The sequence below is a fragment of the Paraburkholderia sp. GAS334 genome, assembly GCF_050436625.1.
Classification (GTDB): Bacteria; Pseudomonadota; Gammaproteobacteria; order Burkholderiales; family Burkholderiaceae; genus Paraburkholderia.
On the sequence record NZ_JBNDMO010000032.1, the window covers coordinates 1 to 20,036 of the forward strand.

The 20,036-nt window shown below is 60.7% G+C and carries 14 protein-coding genes and 4 pseudogenes; 12 read left to right on the forward strand and 6 right to left on the reverse strand.

The genetic code is table 11. The annotated features are described in order from the left end of the window. Positions 1-184: 184 nt before the first annotated feature. The 4 genes and pseudogenes from P3T21_RS32700 to P3T21_RS32715 form a co-directional block, all read left to right on the forward strand. On the forward strand, positions 185-1,591 hold the full coding sequence (locus P3T21_RS32700; protein WP_429260117.1) for an MFS transporter: 1,407 nt from the start codon (positions 185-187) through the stop codon (positions 1,589-1,591). A 1,044-nt stretch (positions 1,592-2,635) separates the two neighbouring features. Next, positions 2,636-2,905 (forward strand): annotated as a pseudogene (locus tag P3T21_RS32705) (IS6 family transposase); the annotation flags it as partial. A 606-nt stretch (positions 2,906-3,511) separates the two neighbouring features. Further along, positions 3,512-4,696, forward strand: a complete 1,185-nt coding sequence (gene ltrA, locus P3T21_RS32710) for a group II intron reverse transcriptase/maturase (RefSeq protein ID WP_429260084.1) — start codon at positions 3,512-3,514, stop codon at positions 4,694-4,696. 783 nt (positions 4,697-5,479) lie between these two features. Continuing rightward, a pseudogene (locus tag P3T21_RS32715) lies at positions 5,480-5,920 on the forward strand (IS6 family transposase); the annotation flags it as partial. Between the two features lie 95 nt (positions 5,921-6,015). On the opposite strand, the gene P3T21_RS32720 reads toward P3T21_RS32715, so the two are convergent. Continuing rightward, complete coding sequence (locus P3T21_RS32720; RefSeq protein WP_429260118.1) at positions 6,016-7,464, reverse strand: PLP-dependent aminotransferase family protein; 1,449 nt, start codon at positions 7,462-7,464, stop codon at positions 6,016-6,018. Between the two features lie 108 nt (positions 7,465-7,572). On the opposite strand from P3T21_RS32720, the gene ltaE reads away from it, so the two are divergent. Then, a complete protein-coding gene (ltaE, locus tag P3T21_RS32725) occupies positions 7,573-8,604 on the forward strand; it encodes a low-specificity L-threonine aldolase (protein WP_429260085.1) in 1,032 nt (343 codons plus the stop codon). A gap of 278 nt (positions 8,605-8,882) precedes the next feature. Continuing rightward, positions 8,883-9,131 (forward strand): annotated as a pseudogene (locus P3T21_RS32730) (hypothetical protein); the annotation flags it as partial. Between the two features lie 83 nt (positions 9,132-9,214). Here the strand turns inward: P3T21_RS32730 and P3T21_RS32735 are convergent. Together P3T21_RS32735 and P3T21_RS32740 are read right to left on the reverse strand one after the other, a co-directional pair. Further along, positions 9,215-9,622: a winged helix-turn-helix transcriptional regulator gene (locus P3T21_RS32735; protein ID WP_429260086.1), complete on the reverse strand. Its 408-nt coding sequence runs from the start codon at positions 9,620-9,622 to the stop codon at positions 9,215-9,217. Between the two features lie 671 nt (positions 9,623-10,293). Beyond that, the gene (locus P3T21_RS32740) at positions 10,294-11,826 is read right to left on the reverse strand and encodes an MFS transporter (protein ID WP_429260087.1); all 1,533 of its coding nucleotides are present in this window, start codon (positions 11,824-11,826) and stop codon (positions 10,294-10,296) included. A 614-nt stretch (positions 11,827-12,440) separates the two neighbouring features. On the opposite strand from P3T21_RS32740, the gene P3T21_RS32745 reads away from it, so the two are divergent. Further along, positions 12,441-13,145 carry a TetR/AcrR family transcriptional regulator gene (locus P3T21_RS32745; RefSeq protein ID WP_429260088.1) on the forward strand — a complete coding sequence of 235 codons (705 nt, stop codon included), beginning with the start codon at positions 12,441-12,443 and terminating at the stop codon, positions 13,143-13,145. Between the two features lie 195 nt (positions 13,146-13,340). On the opposite strand, the gene P3T21_RS32750 is transcribed toward P3T21_RS32745, so the two are convergent. Continuing rightward, positions 13,341-14,558, reverse strand: coding sequence for an MFS transporter (locus tag P3T21_RS32750; RefSeq protein ID WP_429260089.1), 1,218 nt, complete (start codon positions 14,556-14,558; stop codon positions 13,341-13,343). Between the two features lie 94 nt (positions 14,559-14,652). After that, positions 14,653-15,096 carry a winged helix-turn-helix transcriptional regulator gene (locus P3T21_RS32755; RefSeq protein ID WP_429260090.1) on the reverse strand — a complete coding sequence of 148 codons (444 nt, stop codon included), beginning with the start codon at positions 15,094-15,096 and terminating at the stop codon, positions 14,653-14,655. Between the two features lie 157 nt (positions 15,097-15,253). On the opposite strand from P3T21_RS32755, the gene P3T21_RS32760 reads away from it, so the two are divergent. The 5 genes and pseudogenes from P3T21_RS32760 to P3T21_RS32780 all read left to right on the forward strand — a co-directional run bounded on the left by P3T21_RS32760 (position 15,254) and on the right by P3T21_RS32780 (position 18,348). Next, positions 15,254-16,252, forward strand: coding sequence for an aldo/keto reductase (locus P3T21_RS32760; RefSeq protein WP_429260091.1), 999 nt, complete (start codon positions 15,254-15,256; stop codon positions 16,250-16,252). Between the two features lie 16 nt (positions 16,253-16,268). After that, complete coding sequence (locus P3T21_RS32765; RefSeq protein ID WP_429260092.1) at positions 16,269-16,580, forward strand: high-potential iron-sulfur protein; 312 nt, start codon at positions 16,269-16,271, stop codon at positions 16,578-16,580. A 75-nt stretch (positions 16,581-16,655) separates the two neighbouring features. Continuing rightward, positions 16,656-16,856: pseudogene (locus tag P3T21_RS32770) on the forward strand ((2Fe-2S)-binding protein); the annotation flags it as partial. Beyond that, positions 16,844-17,944: a molybdopterin cofactor-binding domain-containing protein gene (locus P3T21_RS32775; protein WP_429260093.1), complete on the forward strand. Its 1,101-nt coding sequence runs from the start codon at positions 16,844-16,846 to the stop codon at positions 17,942-17,944. The pseudogene P3T21_RS32770 and the gene P3T21_RS32775, both read left to right, overlap by 13 nt. Positions 17,945-17,973: 29 nt before the next feature. Then, positions 17,974-18,348, forward strand: coding sequence for a molybdopterin cofactor-binding domain-containing protein (locus tag P3T21_RS32780; protein ID WP_429260094.1), 375 nt, complete (start codon positions 17,974-17,976; stop codon positions 18,346-18,348). Between the two features lie 126 nt (positions 18,349-18,474). Here P3T21_RS32780 and P3T21_RS32785 read toward each other — a convergent pair whose 3' ends face one another. Beyond that, the gene (locus P3T21_RS32785; RefSeq protein WP_429260119.1) at positions 18,475-19,773 is read right to left on the reverse strand and encodes a sigma-54 interaction domain-containing protein; all 1,299 of its coding nucleotides are present in this window, start codon (positions 19,771-19,773) and stop codon (positions 18,475-18,477) included. Between the last annotated feature and the right edge of the window lie 263 nt (positions 19,774-20,036).

Sequence of the window (20,036 nt, forward strand, 5' to 3'; positions counted from 1 at the left end):
ATGACTCCGGCTGGAAAACGGTGACCGTGATAGAGCGATTTCGATTTCTTCATCACGTCATCTTACGCAACCGACACAAACAACCTGACAACGCCGCGTGGAGGCACTGATGGCGCACGTTGAAGATCATTCTGTACGGCATGACGCAGCCGCTACCCGTTCGTTCCGCGATTCGCTGTTGGCGATGCTTGGCATCGGCCTCGTCAACATGCTCGTCGCACTCGATCAGACGGTTGTCAGCACCGCACTGCCTTCCATCGTCGCCGATCTGAAGGGCGCCGAATACTACGCTTGGATTGCGAGCGTTTACCTGCTGGCATCCGTCGTCTCGGTCCCCATCTTCGGCCGGCTCGGCGACTACTTCGGCCGCAAGCGGTTCGTCATCGTGTCGATCATCACGTTCACGGTCGCCTCTGCGCTATGCGGACTCGCGCCGAACGTGGCAATGCTGGTATTCGCGCGGGCCCTGCAGGGGATCGGCGGCGGGATGATGGTCGGCACGGCATTCGCCGCGATCCCCGATCTGTTTCCCGATCCGCACGCCCGTGTACGCTGGCAGGTCGTGATGGCGGGTTCCTACGGAATCGCCACCGCAGCCGGGCCGTTTCTCGGCGGATTCCTGAGCGCGGTCTATGGCTGGCGCGCGACGTTCCTCATCAACCTGCCGGTCGGGCTCGCCGGCCTCTATTGCGTGATCCGGTATTTGCCTCATATCGAGCATGACCGCAGGCAACGCACGACGATCGACTGGACAGGCGCAGCGTTACTGTCGGTCATGCTCGCGTCGCTGCAAATGGGCATCGAGCGGCTGCCCACCAAAGGGCTTGCGTCGTCGACGCTGACGCTTGTCGCGCTTGCGATCGGATCGTGCGTCCTGCTGTACAAGTGGGAAAAACGCCACGCGCAGCCGATTCTGCCGATCGACCTGTTCGCCGACCGCAATCTCGTGCTGCTCTTCGTGCTCTCGTTCGTCGCCGGTTTCGCGATGTTTTCGCTGCTGTTCTTCACGCCATTGCTGCTGCAAACGGGCTTCGGCATGACGCCACAGGCGGCAGGCATCGCGGTGACGCCGCTGCCGGTGTGCCTGGCTCTCGGCAGCCTGGCGAATACGCGCATCGTCACGCGTTTGCGCTTCCCGATGACGATCGTCACGGTTGGCTTCGCCTTGATCGGCGCAGGTTGCGTCGGTACGTCGATGCTCGACAGCACAAGCCCTCATGCGTTGGGCGCGTTGTCGATGGGCGCGGTAGGCGTCGGCCTCGGCTTCATCTTCAACAACCTCAACGTTTTTGCGCAGGAGTTGAGTGGGCGCACACGTTTCGGCATCACGACCGCGCTGATCCAGTCGACGCGGATGGTGGGCGGTATGCTGGGGACGGCCACGATCGGCACGCTCGTCTCGCGCAGCTTGGCAGGTGTCGTCGCAGGCGCCGGCAATGGCGCGCTCGCCGGCGGTCAGGCCGCTGTCGTGCATGCGATCCATATGGGGTTCGCGATCGACGTCGTGTTGGTATGCGGCGCGGTGGCCTGTGCGCGGCGCATCGTCGGAGTGCGCCTGCGTCACGTGCCTTCGGCCCAGCAAGGCGAATGACGGAGTCGCGATAGGCGAGGTCGCGAGGCACAGGAGTGCAGGGCTTCGGCCCGCGCTGTCACGTCCCCGATCTGGTCGGTTAGGTATTGTCAACTTGTTGGTGCGACACGTGTCGCCGTCAGCCGCGCGTTATGCGGCATGAAGTAGGCGGTAAAGCTCTTCTTTGCCTTGTCACGCTCTGAGTTCGGAACATTGATCGCGGTGCCGTGACCTGCTGTACGACCAGCAGTTGCCTATCCGGACATGCGTAACCGGTAACGGTTGGGTGTGAAGCTCTGGAGACAACGTGCCTCTCGATTGACGGTTTACCTCGGTGACGAGGAAGAGATCGACACTGCCAGCCGCCGTGCGGTGCGAGGTGCCAGGCAATTTCCGCATGCGCAACGGACGTGAACTGTTGCTAAACCCCGTAATGACAGATGAGCCAAAGCGTGCTGTCGGGCTCTAACCAAAAGGTATGCAGCCGGTTGCTTGCGTCAACAAAGCAGGCACATCGTCATCAGCGCTGCCGGGGGAAAGACAGGCGCTAAACGGACAGGCCCAGGTGCATTTGGGTCGGCGGATGGGAACGTGGAAAACCCGACTCCTCGCCACTGTGCCCTGTCGTTTGGGCCGCGGTGGCAGGTGACTCGCAACGGAAGCTGTCGAGGGAGCGGGCATGAGAATGCGGAAAAAGCGAATGGTGGCCTTCAATGGGCCGCATAGGGGTTCGAGATTTACCCTGACCTGAAAGGGTGCAGACTTCCGCGTGGTGCAGTTGTCGTAGGCCAGCATTTGAGGTTCGACGAAGGGCAGCCTTGCGAGAGACCGGTAAGACTACGGTTCAGCGTCCCCCGCCTTGGTGACAAGGTGAATCAACGATGTGACGCGTACGAAGGTCGTGTGGAGTGCGGCACGGCCGGCGTCAGTAAGATGCTTAATACTGTGCGCGAGCGCAGTGCCGTGAAAGTCGCATGCTGCGTTTTTCGGGGGGCGCGTTTCCGGGCTTTGTCGCAATAAGGGACCTGCTATGCTGAAGTCTCGAGAACGAAAACGATCTGATCGATGAAGCAGAACCTGAATCCGGCTGTGGCGAAGGTGCTCAAGCGTCTGCACCATCCGCTTGATGTAATCCTTCTCTGCGTGCGCTGGTATGTTGCGTATCCGCTGAGTCTGCGCCACCTCGAGCAGATGATGGCCGAGCGAGGAATTTCGGTTGACCATTCGACCGTGCATCGCTGGGCGCTCAAACTGTTGCCGGTGCTGGAGAAAGCGTTCCGACGCTGCAAGCGGGCGGTCGGCAAGAGCTGGCGTATGGACGAAAGTGTGTCACGAACACAGGCGAAAGCTTGTGGTGCTGTACTGAAGATGGGAGTAGGCCTCCCGAAGCCGGCTTGCAGGAGCAGGCTTCAGTGTGTCACGAACGCAGGCGTGAGCCTGCGATGCTGTACCAGAGATGGGAGTTGGCCTCCCGAAATCGGCTTGCAGGAGCAGATATCAAACCGCCCAGTGCGGCTGCGTCCAAAAGACGTGGTCGTGAGCGACTGTGGAAAAGGCGTCATTAAGACGTCAGGTACGTGTTGAGAAGATGAGCGCAAGCAAACCGTCCGATGACGCATCGTTAGCTCCAAAGAACTGTCAAAACCGGGGGCGTGAAGTAACTCCGGGATCAGTCGGGACGACACCTGTTTACGGGCCCGATGGCAGTCGGTGTATAGGCGGCATGAGCTCAACACAGGCTCTGGTATGGAACGTGAGAACCTTGTTCTGGATGTGAAGGGAAATGACGAATGGCAGACACCATGAGAAAGAATACCGATGCCAGAACGAGGGGCGGAGCTGCTCGTAGTAGTGTTGAAGCTCTTGTAATGAGAATGGAGCGAAGGGGCAGCGTTATCCGGTTGACGAAGGTCACCAACCTGCATTGCGGGGATGAGTGACATGACATCAACAAAATCCTATTGCATTGCGAAGCGTGTGGTGTGGGAAGCATATCAGCTGGCGAAGGCCAACCGTGGCGCTGCCGGCGTGGACAATGAAACCATCGCCATGTTCGAGCAGAATCTATCGGGAAATCTGTACAAACTGTGGAACCGGATGTCATCGGGGTCGTACTTCCCGCCACCGGTGAAGCAGGTGGAAATTCCGAAGGCCAAGGGTGGCACGAGAAAGTTGGGAATTCCCACTGTGTCTGACAGAATCGCGCAGACCGTGGTCAAGCTCATGATCGAGCCGACACTCGATCCGGTGTTTCATCCGGATTCCTATGGATACCGGCCGGGAAAGTCGGCGAAACAGGCGATTGCCGTGACGCGCAAGCGTTGCTGGCAGTACGACTGGGTTGTTGAGTTTGACATCAAGGCGGCGTTCGACCAGATCGATCACGCATTGTTGATGAAAGCAGTGCGAAGCCATGTCAGGGAAGACTGGATCCTGCTGTACATCGAGCGGTGGCTGACTGCGCCGTTCGAGACTGCAGACGGAACCCGGTTGCCACGGGCGCGGGGCGTTCCGCAAGGCGGAGTGGTCAGCCCAATCCTGATGAATCTGTTTATGCATTATACGTTCGACCGCTGGATGCAGCGCACCTATCCTCAATATCCTTTTGCCCGCTATGCCGACGATGCGGTGGTTCACTGCCGCAACCAGAAGCAGGCGGAATTCGTGATGCAATCTATCGCATCGAGGCTGGAGGAGTGTGGATTGACGATGCATCCTGAGAAATCAAAGATCGTGTATTGCAAAGACGGGAGTCGCACCGAAGTCTATCCGCATGTGCAGTTCACGTTTCTCGGCTTTACCTTTAGGCCGAGGAGGGCTCAGAGCAAGCAAGGCCGGCTATTTACCAGCTTCCTGCCGGGAGTGAGCAAGGATGCCTTGAAACGTATGCGGCAGACAGTGCGGGGGTGGAAGCTTCATCGACAAACGCCGAAAGCGCTTGCCGATTTGGCGCAGCAATGCAACTCAACGACCCGGGGGTGGTGGAACTACTATGGCGCGTTCTATCAGACGGTAATGCACAAGCCGTTCTGTATCTGGATCGTCGGCTTGAGCAATGGGCTAGAAGAAAATACAAAACACTGTTGCGGCACAAGCAGCGCAGTGCGGAGTGGCTCAGCAAGATGAAGAATAAATGTCCACGGATGTTTCACTACCGGCAGGTATAGGGAGGCGGGGTTGGATGACAGGAGCCGTATGAGGCGAGAGTCTCACGTACGGATCTGCGAGAGACTCGGGGTGAAACTCCCCGGGTCTACTCAACAACAGCCGTAAGCTGCTTCAGTCGGAAACGCTGCGGTGGTGAACGTTACGGTCAAAAGGCGTGATCAAACACGTCATGTATGGATTAGAGAGACGAACGAAAGTGAACCGCTGACGACGCATCGAAACCAACTTAGACGACATCAAAACTGGGGGCGCCCGTTACTCCCGGGATCAGCGTGGCGGCAACCTGCTTAGTGGCCACGTGGTGTCCGGTGTATAGGCGGCGCGAATCGAATCCGGGCTCGGGTGCGGAACTTGGGAACTCTTCATGTGATGCCAAGGGAAAACCTTATAAGTGGGACCCACGAAGGGGGAAAGTACCGATGCACATGAAGGGGGCGGATCATCCCGTATTAGTGTTGAAACTCGTGTAATGCGAGTGGAGCGAAGGGGATGACTCAGCTCAGAGAAGGTTGCCGCCAACCGGGAAACTGGGATGAGCATCTACCTTCCGCGTCGATCTGTCATCGCGAGATGGCGGAAGAATGGCTGGGACGAGCCGTGTAAATCGAGAGGTTTACGCACGGTTCTGTGGGCGGCTGGTGGTGAAATTCCACCGGCCGACCCGGCAGCCGTGTAAATCGAGAGGTTTACGCACGGTTCTGCGAGAGACTCCGGGTGAAATTCCCTGGGTCTATTCACCCGTACATTCGGGTCAGGGGCGAATGGAAATATCTGTATCGCGCCGTGGACAAGGCTGGCAACACGATCGATTTCCTGCTGCGAGCCCATCGTGACAAGGTTGCGGCCCGGCGCTACTTCGAAAAGGTGATCGCCCAGCACGGCGAACCGGAGACCGTGACGATTGATAAAAGCGGATCAAATCTGGCGGCGCTACAGGCGCTCAACGCTCAACGTGAGGCGCCGATCAGGATCCGCCAGAAGAAGTACTTGAACAACGTCGTCGAGCAGGACCACCGTGCCATCAAGCGTCGCACCCGACCGATGTTGGGCTTCAAGAATTTTCGTTGTGCACGTATCATTCTGGGCGGCATCGAGTTCATGCACATGATCGTCAAAGGCCAGATGAAAGACGGGGGCGTCGCGCAAACCCCCGCCCAGCAGTTTTACTCGCTTGTTGCATGAGTAGTCCTCATCATATCGACATTTATTTGACTCGCCTTCCTTATCGCGACAAAACCAGCTAGGGCCAGCTGCCAGTGTTTTCTGTCGCGCGCTGCCTATTCCGACGCGGCGACGGCGATCCGTGCTAGCGCGCCGAGACGCTCGACCGCTTTTTCCAGGTTGTTCGTCCACCGATAACCGGCGTTCAATCGCAGGCAATCGTCGTAGGCGCCGCCCTGGCCGAACAGATGTCCTGGGGCAAAACCGATACCCTCGGTGCGTGCCTGCTCAAACATAGGGCGCGTGCTGACGCGAAGGTGGCCGGTGGCGGGCAACTTTAGCCAGAGAACGAATCCGCCGCGTGGGTGGCTCATTTCTGTGCCGTCGGGAAAGTGACGGAGGACGGCATCGCGTAGTTCACTCTGCTGGTCCTGCAGCGCACCTTTGAGCCGTCTCAGGTGCAAAGCGAAACCACTACTGGAGAGCATCCCGGCGACTGCGGTCTGCTGCAATTCGGCCGTGGCCATGCTGGTGGTGTATTTCAGTGCCCGAACTTTGTCGCTAAACTTTCCCGCCGCAATCCAGCCAAGGCGCAAGCCGGGACACAGACTCTTCGAGAAGCCGCCGCATAGAAGCACATTGCCGGACGTATCGAAGGCCCGTGCTGGACGCGGCCGCAGCTCGTCATAGCAGACGTCTCCGAAAATGTCGTCCTCGATCAAAGGGATGTTGCGCGCTTGTAGCAGCCTCACGAGCGCAGCCTTGTCCGCATCTGACGCGATGCTGCCAACCGGGTTGTTGGCGTTTGCGATCGTGACGACCGCATTGATACGCGTTTCATTGAGCGCACTTTTCAGCGCGTCGAGATCCATCCCGGTGTCGGTTCGGCACGGGATCGGCAGGACCCGCAGTTCGAGGGCGCCCAACATTTGCAGCAACACGAAATAAGTCGGCGACTCGACTGCCACGACATCGCCGGGTCGCGTCGCGGCCCTGAGCGCAAGATTCAGCGCTTCGATACAGCCGTTGGTAACAACCAGCTCGTCCGGGGCGAGTTCGCAGCGATACTGCATCGCCTGACGAGCGATCTCTCGCCGCAGGTCAGGGTGTCCCGCCCCCCGCGCATGTGCACCGAGCAGGTCCGGTTGCTGGTACGCACGGCGGCGTAGCAGGACGCTCAGCCTGTCGACCGGATACAGCGACGGCTCCCCGACAGCGAGGTCCAAACGAACCGCACACGGCGCACCTACCATCGCAAGGTGATCACGGGCCTGGGCATCGAGTTCTGGAGGCGGGTTGGGCCACCCTGTTGCTCGCGCGGGGCACGAGTGCTCCGGTCGCCTGGCGACAAAATAACCGGATCGGGGGCGAGCCTCGATATGACCCTGCGTTTCCAGCCAGCGCAGGGCTTGCACTGCGGTAGTGAGGCTCACGTCGTGTTGCACTGCCAGCGTACGCACGGACAGTATGCGACTGCCTTCGCACAGTCCCGCGTGGACGATTCCCTCCCACAATTGCTGGGCGAGTCGTTTATATCGTGGCAAAACTAATTTAGTTGCCTGCATGCTGTGCAATTCATCGCCGCGAATCTGTTATCTAACAGATTCGCCTTTACTGTGTATTGGCCTAACGCAATCGGAATGCCAAGATCGCTGCTCTTTGAAGGAAATCCGATGAGCCCCGCAATCTGCTACGACTTCCGCAGCGACACCGTTACCCGACCCGGCCCTCAAATGCGTGCCGCAATGGCAGCGGCCGAAGTGGGCGACGACGTTCTCGGAGACGATCCGACCGTAAATCGGCTGGAAGCAACAGTCTGCGACATGCTCGGCAAGGAATCTGCCCTGCTTGTGCCGTCGGGCACGCAGGCCAATCTTATCGCACTCATGTCGCATTGCGAGCGCGGCGACGAGTATATCGTCGGCCAGAAAGCCCACTGCTATCGCTGGGAAGCCGGTGGGGCCGCCGCACTCGGGAGTATTCAGCCGCAGCCGTTGACCAATCAGCCCGATGGGACGCTGTCGCTCGCTGATATCAAACTGGCCGTTAAGCCAGATGATCCACATTTCGCTCGCACGCGTCTGCTTGCGCTCGAGAACACAATCGGCGGGAAGGTCCTGTCTTTGGCCTACGTCGACGCCGCCACTTCACTTGCCCGCCGGCATGGCCTTTCATGCCATCTCGACGGCGCGCGTGTGTTCAATGCGGCCGCCGTACTGGGCGTCCCGGCGGCGACGCTGGTCGCACCGTTCGACTCCGCATCCGTCTGCCTGTCAAAGGGATTGGGGGCGCCTATCGGGTCGGTGCTTGCCGGTTCGTTCCCTTTTATCTCGCGGGCGCGGCGGCTGCGCAAGATGCTCGGCGGAGGCATGCGGCAGGCCGGCATCATGGCGGCAGCCGGACTGTATGCGCTTGAGCACAACGTCGATCGGTTAGAGGTTGACCACACCAATGCCAGGATTCTCGCGCAGGGTTTGTCGACATTCCCTGGCTTGACCGTGTCAGCGCCCGACACGAATATCGTCTTCGTAAATGTCGCCGAAGAGATAGCAGGGGTGTTTTCCACTCACCTGGCTGCACACGGTATTGGCGTCACGTCTGTGTATGGCACGACGCAGCAGCGCTGGGTTACGCACCTCGACGTCTCCGCGGACGCCGTCGAGGCTGCGCTTACCGTCGTGCGGGACTTCTTTGGCGGGCGATAAGGTCGTGAGTCGGCCGTTCGCAAAGCTCGGGCGCGTTCGTCGTTAGCAAGCAGGTACACAAGTTAGTGAGAGTGATCGCATAGGGGGCGATGTTGAAACTTCAGAATGTTCGCACCGGCACGCGGGTCGCCGTGGGATTTGGGCTGATTCTGTTTGCGCTCGTCGCGCTAACGATTGTAGGGATCACGCGAGTCAACAAGATCAATGCGAGCCTCACGACAATCAACGACATTAACAGTGTCAAGGAAACCTATGCGATTGCATTCCGCGGAAGTGTGATTTTGCAATCGGTACGGCAGGTCAACGAGATCATGGCCGAGATCGCCGCGGCGTCGGAAGAGCAGAGCATCGGCATCGAACAGGTCGGACAGGCAATCGTGCAAATGGACGAAGCGACGCAACAAAATGCCGCACTGGTTGAACAGGCATCGGCGGCTACGCGATCACTGGAAGAGCAGGCCTTTGCGTTGCGCAGCGCAGTCGGCGCTTTCCGGATACGCGGTTCGTTGCCAACGGAGCGTGATTGATCCGCTCGTATAGAGCTTCGGTCACCCTTGTGGGCATCGAACTGCCGCATGCATTCGCAACTCGCAAGCTTCAACCTTGCCGTCTAAAGAGTCGCCCCGTCGGGTGACCGTGAGGTGTCGGCCCGCTTTTCTCCACGATCGAACTGCAGCCGCGCCGCTTCCATTTCAGTCATGTGACTTTCGGCCCAATCCCAAATTCCGCAGATTTTGTCCAGAAGGCTGCTTCCGAGCGGTGTCAGCCGATAGTCGACGCGCGGCGGTATCACTGGGTGCACGTGGCGCGAAACCAAGCCGTCGCGCTCAAGTTGGCGCAACGTCTTCGTGAGCATCTTCTGACTGACGCCACCGATGTGTTCGCGTAGGCGCGAAAAACGCATCTCGCCGTCAGTCCCAAGTGCATCGATCACCAGGATGGTCCACGTATCGGCGATCTGCCCAATGATGTCGCGCGCAAGATCATCGGTTTTTTTTGCGCGTTGTAGTCGGCACAAAGCGCATCGTCGCAACTTGTTTCCATGGGGAAAGTATGGGGCCGCGAGGTGTCTGCTTGTGGTCGCCTGATGTGGCTGAAATAATCGTCAGCATGCTTGCTCAATCAGCATGCCTCAGTTCCTCGGACAGAATCCGATACGGGTGCGGTTTGTCAAACAACGAGTATCGCATGACTATCGAAACACTTGCGATTGAATTTTTATGTACACCTGTTTAGCGCCTCGGCCTCTGACGCGTGCTATCTGCGAAGGGAAGTGGGGTGGCGCCAATGAAAGGAAATCGATCGCAGTGATCCGGCGGGCGCTCGACGTATTTGCTCAGGACACCTTCGGCAAAGCCGTGCTCGCGCTCGCCGTGCGCTGAGTGCTGGATCACCGACCCAACGATCGAGCTGTGGGGGGGGCGCGTCGTCCAGCGCATCTGGACACGAATAGAAAGGATAGTGAATGGCGTTCACCACAACGTCGATGTGGACGCGAGCATGCGGCTGGTATGGGCGGTCCGAGATCCATGGCTTCCTCCAGATTTACGCGTTACGGAATGCTCATCGAGGATGATTAAGCGCCCTGACCAGGGGTACGACAATGCACGAAAAATATTGACTTTGTGAGAAACCGTCACAGATCGGGGCGGGCCCCTTACCGATCACCAATTCGCCCCGGACGTGTTCTCAGTCAACCGCCCCTTCGCCGCCCAAAAGCGTGGGGCCGGTATCGTTCGGGCTGGCAGTGGATGGCGTGCGGCCGAGAAACCCAAGCACGACGAGCGCGGAGGCCAGCGTGATTGCCACAAGAATATGGAGCAGGATGCGGAACGCGCCATCGTACGCCTGCGCGAGAATGGGCTGCCCCAGCGCGGGCAGAAGAGCGACGGCATGTGGCAGATCGCCGGTTGCCACGCGCTGGGCGGCTTCCGCGGCGGCATCGCGCGAAGCGAGCGGGAACGCTGCGAGTGCATCGGATAGCCTTAGACGTGTGAGGACCGCCAATATCGCACCAGCGATTGCGAGCGTCATGCCCTCTCCGGCTACACGCGTCGTGCTGAAGATCCCGGTTGCCATGCCCGCGCGTTCCTTTGGAACGACGCTGACTGACAAGCCATCCATCAGGCCCCACGGCAGGCCGGCTCCGACTCCGATGACGAAGAGCGACAGCGTCAGGGCACCGGATGGCGCGTCACGCGCGATGCCACTGAACCAAAGCATACCAACGGCCGCTATGACGAGGCCGACCGCTGAAATGACACCGGCCGATATCCATCTCGTGAGAAATGCAGCCGTAATGGGCACAAAGAGCATCGGCGCCGATAGCGAGACCATCATCAAGCCGGCGTCAATCGCAGAATGTCCTTCAATTCCGATGAATCGCGTGGGCAAGACCAGAAGCAGGGTAACGTAACAAAATGCCGTCGCTAGCGGGAGCACCTGCACACCAACGAAGCGCGGATAGCGAAACAGCGACAGGTCGAGCATTGGCCGGGAAGCACGTTTCTCGATCCAGCCGAACGCGATGAACATCGCTACGGCGCCCGAGAACAGTCCAATGATGAGAGGGCTGTTCCAGCCGCTTTCCGGCCCCTGCAACAGCCCGAATGTGAAGAGTGTCAGCGCGGCGGTAAAGCTGGCGGCGCCAGGCCAATCGAGACCCATGGCATTGGGGTCGTACGATTCTCTTAGCTTCGGAACTCCGAGTGCAAACCCGGTCAAGCCGATTGCGGCATCCACCAGGAAGAACGAACGCCAACCGAACGTCTCCGTGAGAAATCCGGCGAGTAGTGGGCCAAGCGCCAAGCCGAGGCCGAAGGTGGTGCCGAGCATGCTGAACGCGCGGGCGCGCCCATGTCCGTCGAACTCCTGTGCGAGCGCTGCCGACGCGCCGGCCAGGACTAATGCGGCGGCAATGCCCTGTAGTGCGCGCTGAAAATCGACCCACAACAGAGTCGGCGCCGCGGCGATTCCAAGTGACGTCAGCGCGAAGAGCACCACGCCTATGGCGAATACACGCTTTCGTCCGAACAGATCGGCAAGCGCTCCCGAGGCCATCAGACTGCTGCCGAAGCTCAGCATAAAGGCATTGAGAATCCAGTTGACCGCCACTGGGCTCCCTCCCAAGGCGGTGCCGATGGTCGGCGCGGACACGGCCGCACCGCCGAAATTTAGCGGCAGCACGAGCACTGCGATGCAAATGCCCACGAGGATCAGCATCTGTTGCGAGGTGCTACGGGGGGGTGCTACGTCTACTGTTGGCACGACACCGGCCGAGGCGGCCGGTCGTGCTGCGGACGGGGTACCGCTCTTTTCCTGCACAGACTGTCTCTCTGTTCAATTTCCACGGTTATGTCCATCAGGACATGCGAATTCGCCCGGTTCAATTTCGCGCTATCGCGATGCGGTCCGCGTATGACCGCTCACCTCCCGGCCTGCATCCGGTTCTATGCCGATAAAGTAGAGGACCGAGATCAGCACCAGCACAGCCACTAGCAGGAAAGCGACCCGGAAATCAGCCAGTGAGAGCTGTGCGTGATTTCCATGAACCAGGACCGCAGCGTGCAGCGCGATGATGACTGGCTGGCGGCTTGACAAAGACATGGGCGGAGAATGGAATTCGGGTTGTGCGACAGGCCCTCAAACGCTTCAGATTGAGGCGTTTGCAGTCGGTGGCAATCAAAAATGGGGCTCGCTTCGCGGTAGCCTGAGATAATGAATGGCTGCGCCCGGTGCCTGGCGAGACTCTTCCTCGTACCCGGACGATATATTCTACCAAACCATAAGTCGTCATGTGAAGACGTATTTTTAAAATCGATGGATACAGGAGCGTCATGAAGGCCAAACCTATGGATGTTGCAGAGCCGGGCAGCAAGACCGTAGCGGGTCGCGCGCCGATCAAGCGGCCGATGAAGAAAGCACCGCAGCGTCTGCCACGCGCCGAGCGTCAGGCGCGCGTGCTGGAGAAGGCCGCCGAATATTTCGCCGAGCACGGCCTGAACGCGCAGACTCGCGCAATTGCCGAGGCTTGTGGCGTGTCGCAACGTTTGCTGTATAGCCTGTTCCCTAGCAAGGCTGCGTTGATCGACGAAGTTTACAAGCGCGAAATTGTGGGGACCTTCAAGGCGATGTGGTTTGTTCAACTGAAAGACCGCAGTGTGCCCATCGAAAGCAGGCTCAATACTTTTTATCGCGAGTACTACGACACCCTGCTGACGCGGCAGTGGCTTCGCCTGTTCCTCTACTCTTCGCTTGAAGATCTGCAAATGGCGCCGACGTACACGAATGCCGTCGTGACGCATGCGCTTGAGATCATTGTCATCGAGACGGCGCACGAATTGGGACGCGGCGTACCGGCCGATCCGGCTCATCTGACCGAGGTGGGCTGGCTGCTGCACGGCGCGGTATCCCACCTTGCGATTCGCCGCCGTATTTATTCGAACGACAACACAACGCCCAGCGACGCGGTGATTGCGATGCACGTGCGCGCCTTCCTCACGAGCGCGCCAGCGCTGCTTCCGGCGCTGGAAGGCTCCTGAGCGTGAGGCGCTGGCGGCCTCGTCCAGCGCGGAAGATAACCATCAACCGACGCGCGAACGCGCGCGTCGTGGACCGCTTCGCCGCACGGTACGAATTGACCGAAGTCGCCCGGAATCCATCAACTGGTTTCCAGGCGGTCGCCGCCGACGCTTCTTCAAGCGGGTGCTGCGCTTGAGCCGCAAGGGGTTTCTTGTTCAGTCACCGATTGCTTCGGCGTCCTGCTCCCGGTTCGCTTGCCCGCGCATCAGCAGGAGCAGCGCGATAAGAACAAGGACTATCGTCAAGCCGACAAAGAGCAGCGTCGCGCGTTGAATGTCCGCGAGTTGCACGGCGATGCCAAGGCAGATCACAGGTAGTGAGATTGCCACATAAAGCACGACGAAAAAGCTGGACGTGACTTCCGCTCGCCGGTGCACGGGCGCCGCGGACGCGATCTCGCCCAACCCGGCGCGGAAGCTGATGCCTTGCCCGATTCCTGCCAGGGCAGTGCCGAGCAAAAGCGCGCCGAGCGAGCGCTCCGGCACGCACAGGCCGACACACATTAGTCCCACGACGAGTCCAATGCAGCCGGCCGCCTGCCGCCACCGGGCAGCAATGATCGTCTGCACGATCTGCCCGAGGGCGGAGCACGCGAACAGCAGGAACACAATAGAGCCGGTCACGATGCCGCTGTGAAAGCCGAGCACGACCCGAATCAGTTGAGGGGCGACCGCCGCAAAGAAGCCCACCACGACGAAACCGGCAAACCCCGCTAGCGCGGCAGGAATGAACGCATGGCGTACCTCGACAGGAAGCGAAATTCTCTGGATGCCGAGCTTCACCCGCGCGGGAATCGTGGCGGTCTCCGGCACGCCGAGGACGGCGAGTGCGGCGACGCCGACAAGCGCCAGATGCACCGCATAGGGCAACTGCGTCGGCCAGGGAAATAGTTCGACCAGGATGCCGCTTAGCAAAGGACCGCAACCCAGCCCGAGCATATTGGACGCGGTAGCCGCGAGCATGGCTTTGCCGCGCCGTGTAGGCGGTGCGAGTTCGATCACGGCTACGGTGGCGGTTCCTGTGAAGATGCCGGCAGAAACTCCCGACAGCAGGCGGCCCAGCATCAGAAGCGCCAACCCGTCACTGAGCAGGAACGTCAACGCCGACGCGGCCGACGCACACAGGCCCGCCAGCAACATGCGACGACGGCCTAGCTGATCGGACCAGTTGCCGATCAGCAGCAGCGCACCCAGCACCCCGATTGCATAGGAGGCGTAGATCACGGTGATGACGGTCGGTGTAAAACCATACTGCAGTTGGTAGTACCGATAGATTGCCGTCGGTAGCGTTGTACCCATCATGTTGATCGCGAACGCCAACGCTACAGCCAGAAATGCGATCGGGGATTGTGATGCGTCAGAAGCTGCTTTCATCAAAAGTCCCAACGGTTGCTCGAAGACTGCGGGCGATTATGGGCAATTTCTCACAGCTCTGCTGGCTGCTCGATGGTGGCGGTCAGCGTCGACCTCACGTGGTGGCGGCTACGGGCACATTACGCGGATGCAGATGATCGATCCGCTTTTCGCCGTGGTCGAACTCGCGTCGCGCCTGTTCCATTTCGCTCATGTGGACTTCGACCCAGTCCCATATTCCGCAGATCTTGGCGAGCAGGCTACGCCCCAGTGGCGTCAGCTGATAGTCGACCCGCGGCGGGATCACCGGATGCACGTAGCGCGTAACGAGGCCGTCACGCTCGAGCTGCCGCAACGTCTTGGTGAGCATTTTCTGGCTCACGCCCTCAACCACTTCGCGCAGCCGCGAAAAACGCATCTCGCCGTGCGTGCCGAGCGCATCGATGACGAGGATCGTCCACTTGTCCGCGATCTGCTCGATGATGTTGCGCGCCAGGTCGTCGGTCTTTTTTTGCGGGTTGTCGTGCGCGTAAGCGCCGTCGTAGCAATTAGTTTCCATGGGGAAAGTATGAAACCGTCAGGTGCCTTCTTGTGATCGCCGAATGCCGCTGAAATAATCGGCTCGCCTGCCCGTCCTATGGGCACGTCGCCGTTTGTCAGATCGCATTCGACCCGGATGCGGTGCTTGATGTAGCGCTTTGATTAGAGAGCTTCACATGACTATTGAAACAATCGCAATTGAAGGTTTAACGACCCCCGTCTCACGCATCGGCCTTGGCACCTGGGCAATCGGCGGATGGATGTGGGGTGGCACCGACGAGAAAGACTCGATCGCGGTGATCCGCCGGGCGCTCGACAGCGGTGTCAATCTGATCGATACAGCGCCGGTGTACGGCTTCGGCGCCTCGGAGGAAATCGTTGGCAAGGCGCTGGCCGATGGGTATCGGCACAAGGCGGTCATCGCAACCAAGGTCGCACTGGAATGGCACGACGGCGCGGTATTTCGCAATTCGTCGCCGGAGCGCATTCGTCAGGAAGTAGAGAATACGCTGCGGCGCTTGCGGACAGATTACATCGATCTGTATCAGGTCCATTGGCCCGACCCGTTGGTGCCGATCGAAGAGACCGCTGCGGTGCTCGACGATCTGCGCAAGGAGGGCAAGGTGCGGGCGCTGGGCGTCAGCAACTTCTCGCCTTCGCAAATGGATGCGTTCCGGCGTGTGGCGCCGCTGTCGGCCACGCAACCGCCGTACAACCTGTTCGAGCGCGATATCGACTGTGACGTGCTGCCGTACGCAAAACAGCATGGGCTCGTCGCACTTGCCTATGGGGCGCTGTGCCGCGGACTGCTGGCGGGGCGCATTGGCGTCGAGACGCGCTTCGAGGGCGACGATCTGCGCCAGCGCGATCCGAAGTTTCGCGAGCCGCGTCGCGAGCAATATGTCGGGGCCGTGAAAGCGCTGAACGTGTTCGCGCGCGATAACTTCGACAAATCGGTGCTCGCGCTGGCGGTGCGCTGGGTGCTCGATCGCGGCCCGACGATCGCACTTTGGGGCGCACGTCGTCCGGCGCAGCTGGACGGGATCGAAGATGTGTTCGGCTGGCGCCTCGACGAGAAGGCGTTCGAGCAGATCGACGCGATTGTCGCGCAGTTCGTCAAGGATCCCGTGGGGCCGGAGTTCATGGCGCCGCCGCAACGCGTGTTCGTAGCGTGACAGGGAGCCATTGAACATGCGAACCCATCGACGCACCTTCATGATCCATTCAATCGGCGCCGCTGCGCTTGCGATCACCGGACGCTCCGTCTGGGCGGCACCCCCGCAGCTTCAGGAGAGCGATCCCGCTGCGCAGGCGCCCGGGTACAAGGCCGATGCAACTCAGGTCGACCACACGAAATACCCCCATTTCAGCAACAACCAGCGCTGCGCGAACTGCCAGTTCTACGAAGGTAAGCCAGCCGACGCCAACGCGCTCTGTGCGCTGTTCGGCGCAGAGCAGGTGAGCGGTGCGGGATGGTGCAAGGCCTATCAGGCAAGAGCATGAACGGCGTGCGCAGGTAAGGCGATCACCAGGCAGCGCCGGCAGGTGTGGCGTGCGTCGACAACAAGGATTGAACGGATGGAACTGATTGTGAATGGCGTGCATCACAACGTCGACGCCGACGCGAACATGCCGCTGCTGTGGGCGGTGCGGGACCTGTTGGGACTGCATGGCACCGAGTTCGGTTGCGGCGTGGGCGCATGCGGCGCGTGCACCGTCCATCTGGATGGCGTGGCAGTGCGCTCGTGCGTCACGTCGCTTGCGGGATGTACAGGGCAAGCCCGCTCACCTCGTCGAGCGGCGTCAAAGCGGTGTTTGCGCCGAACGTCTATGTGGCGATCGCGCCGTCCGGCGAGATCGTGCTGGTCGTGCATCGCTCCGAGATGGGCACCGGCATCCGCACCAGTCTCGCGATGATTCTCGCCGACGAACTCGATGCCGACTGGAAGACCGTCAAGGTTGTGCAGGCGCAAGGCGATGCGAAGTACGGCGACCAGAATACCGATGGCTCGCGCAGCATCCGTCAGTTCTTCCAGCCACTGCGCGAGGCGGGCGGCTCCGCGCGGCAGATGCTGGTGGCGGCCGCCGCTGCGCAGTGGCGCGTGAGCCCGGCGAGTTGCCGGACCGAACCCGGCCACGTGGTGCATTCGGCGAGCGGGCGGCGTCTTTCATACGGCGCGCTCGCGGAGGCTGTGACAATCAACGTCACGTTGCTCGGCGGTGGCTTCGGCCGCAAGTCGAAGCCGGACTATGTGGCCGAGGCCGCGTTTCTGGCGCGCGAAGTTGGCGCACCCGTCAAACCGACGTGGACACGCGAGGACGACATACGTAACGACTACTTCCATGCCGTGTGTGCGCAGCACATGGAAGGCGGACTCGATGCGCAGGGCAAGACGATTGCGTGGTTGCACCGGAGCGTGTTTCCGTCGATCGGTTCGACGTTCACGCCGAACGTGATTTATGGCTCGGCGGGCGAACTCGGTCAGGGTGTGACCGATATGCCTTATGAAATTGCCAATGTGCAGTGCGAGAACGGAGCGGCGCCGGCGCATACACGTATCGGCTGGTATCGCTCGGTGTACAACATTCCGCACGGCTTCGCGCTGGGCTCGTTCGTCGACGAACTTGCCGCTGCCGCGCGACAGGATCCGGTGCAGCATCTGCTCGCGCTGCTGGGCAGTCCGCGCCGTGTCGATCTGCATGCGCCGGGGGGCGATTATCCGAACTACGGCGCGTCGATCGACGAGTACCCGATCGATACTGCACGCTATGCGGCGGTGGTCCGCGCGGCGGCGGTGCGTTCGAACTGTCCGCAGCGTTGCCCGCTCGCCATGGGCGCGGGATCGCTGTCCACCGCAGCTTTCTGACGTACGTCGCGGCGGTCGCGCAGGTGCAGGTGGCCGACGATGGCGCAGTGCGAGTGACGCGTGTCGATCTGGCGGTCGACTGCGGGCGCATCGTCAATCCCGATCGCGTGATCGCGCAGTTCGAAGGGGCGGTGGTGATGGCGCTCGGCAACACGCTATACAGCGAACTGACGTTCAGTCAGGGTGCGGCCGAGCAGTCGAACTTCACCGACTACCGGGTCGCCCGCATCGACTCCGTGCCGGAAACTCACGTGTATATCGTGCCGAGCGCTGCGCCGCCCGGCGGTGTTGGCGAACCGGGTGTGCCGCCGACAACGGCTGCGATCTGCAACGCGATTTTCAATGTGACAGGCACGCGGATTCGGGCGTTGCCGGTCGATAGCGCGCTATTGAAGCGGGCGTGATCAGCACAGGGGATAAGGGCCAGGTTGTGCGGGTATCGCGATCACTTGGTCTGCTGATGGTCGACGCGGCATAAGTGCTTGCCGCCAACATTTCCCCCCCGCTGTCACCGGCCATGGAAACCCAGGCTACCTCCCGACGCGCACTCGCCTTAGCGTCTTCAGTCGACGATACAGCGTGCGCTCACTCATCCCGAGGTACGCAGCGAGCGCGCTGCGTGTCCCTGTAAATCCCTCCACCAGCCGTACAAGCTCACGATCGGTGAGCTCGCCGGGCACCGAAAGCGACGTCGAGCCCGCGCTGCTTTCCGGACGCGCCGACTCTTCCGCCACCATGTCACCTGGCAGATGTTCGATCCGGATCACCCCGTCGCCGGCCAGCAGGCACGCCCGGTCGAGCACGTTGCGCAGTTCCCGGATATTGCCCGGCCAGGAATAGGCATGGAGCCTCGCGAGAGCTTCCGGCGTAACGCTGAACTTGCGGCCTACCGCGCTGCCTGCCGCACCTCGCGCGCTACCAATACGCTGCAGTATCGAGTCGACGAGCAGCGCGATGTCATCTGGGCGCTCGCGCACCGCCGGCAAGTGAATCGGAAATGCGCTGATGCGGTAGTAGAGGTCCTGGCGGAATCGGCCGTCGTCGATCATTTCCCGCACGGGTTTGTGCGTCGCCGCCACCAGTCGGAAATCCGCGCGTAAGGTCTCAATGCCGCCGACCCGGCGGAACGTGCCGGATTCGATGAGGCGTAGCAGCTTGACCTGCATCGACAGTGGCACATCGCCGATTTCGTCGAGAAACAGCGTTCCCCCTTGCGCGGTCTCGACCAGACCGGGTTTGCGCGCGGCTGCGCCCGTGAACGCGCCCTTTTCATAGCCGAAGAGTTCGCTCTCGAACAAGGTCTCCGTGATGCCGGAGCAGTCGACGACGACAAAAGGGTGTTGCGCGCGCTCGCTTGCCTCATGAACGGCGCGCGCGAACAGTTCCTTGCCAGTTCCAGATTCTCCGAGCAGCAGGACCGGCAGCATCGAAGGCGCGACGCGATGCAGCGCCGAGATCGCTGCGTTGAACGCCGTCGAACGCCCGACCAGACCTTCCTCGCTCGGCTTGGCGGACGCGCCGCGCACCGTGGAGAGCCGCTCGACGTAAGCCACCACCTCCTGCTGCGCATTGAATATTGGCCGCAACTCGACATCGACATGCTCAGGCCCGCGAGGCGTGTGATGAATGTGGAGCACGCGGTCGGGGCCGCGCAGTTCAAACGCCCGCCTCATTGGGCAGTGCTCGCCCGCCTGGTCGCACGGCACGTCGTAGTGATGCGAGACCTGGTAGCACTTGCGTCCGACATGAGGCTGGCTGGCGACGCCGAACTGACGTTGATAAGCGGTGTTGGCGGCAAGGATGCGGTACTCGGGATCGAGCACGATCATCGGTTGAGCGTCGTGCTCCAGATACGACACGAGGGCGTCGACATCCGGCGCTTGAGGCGACCCGACCGAGGTCGTTGCGACGGGTGTGATGGGTATGGACGGCTTTGGGGATTTCACGGTGGCGGCTCCAGTAGACCTCACTATACGTCGGCACTGCCACAACTGCCACCTGACTGCCAGAAATGGCAGCCTTCGTTCCCGGACGTCCTGGCGAGGGTGTGCGATTCAACCCGGCAGGACGGAACTTTTTATAAAAATCAAAG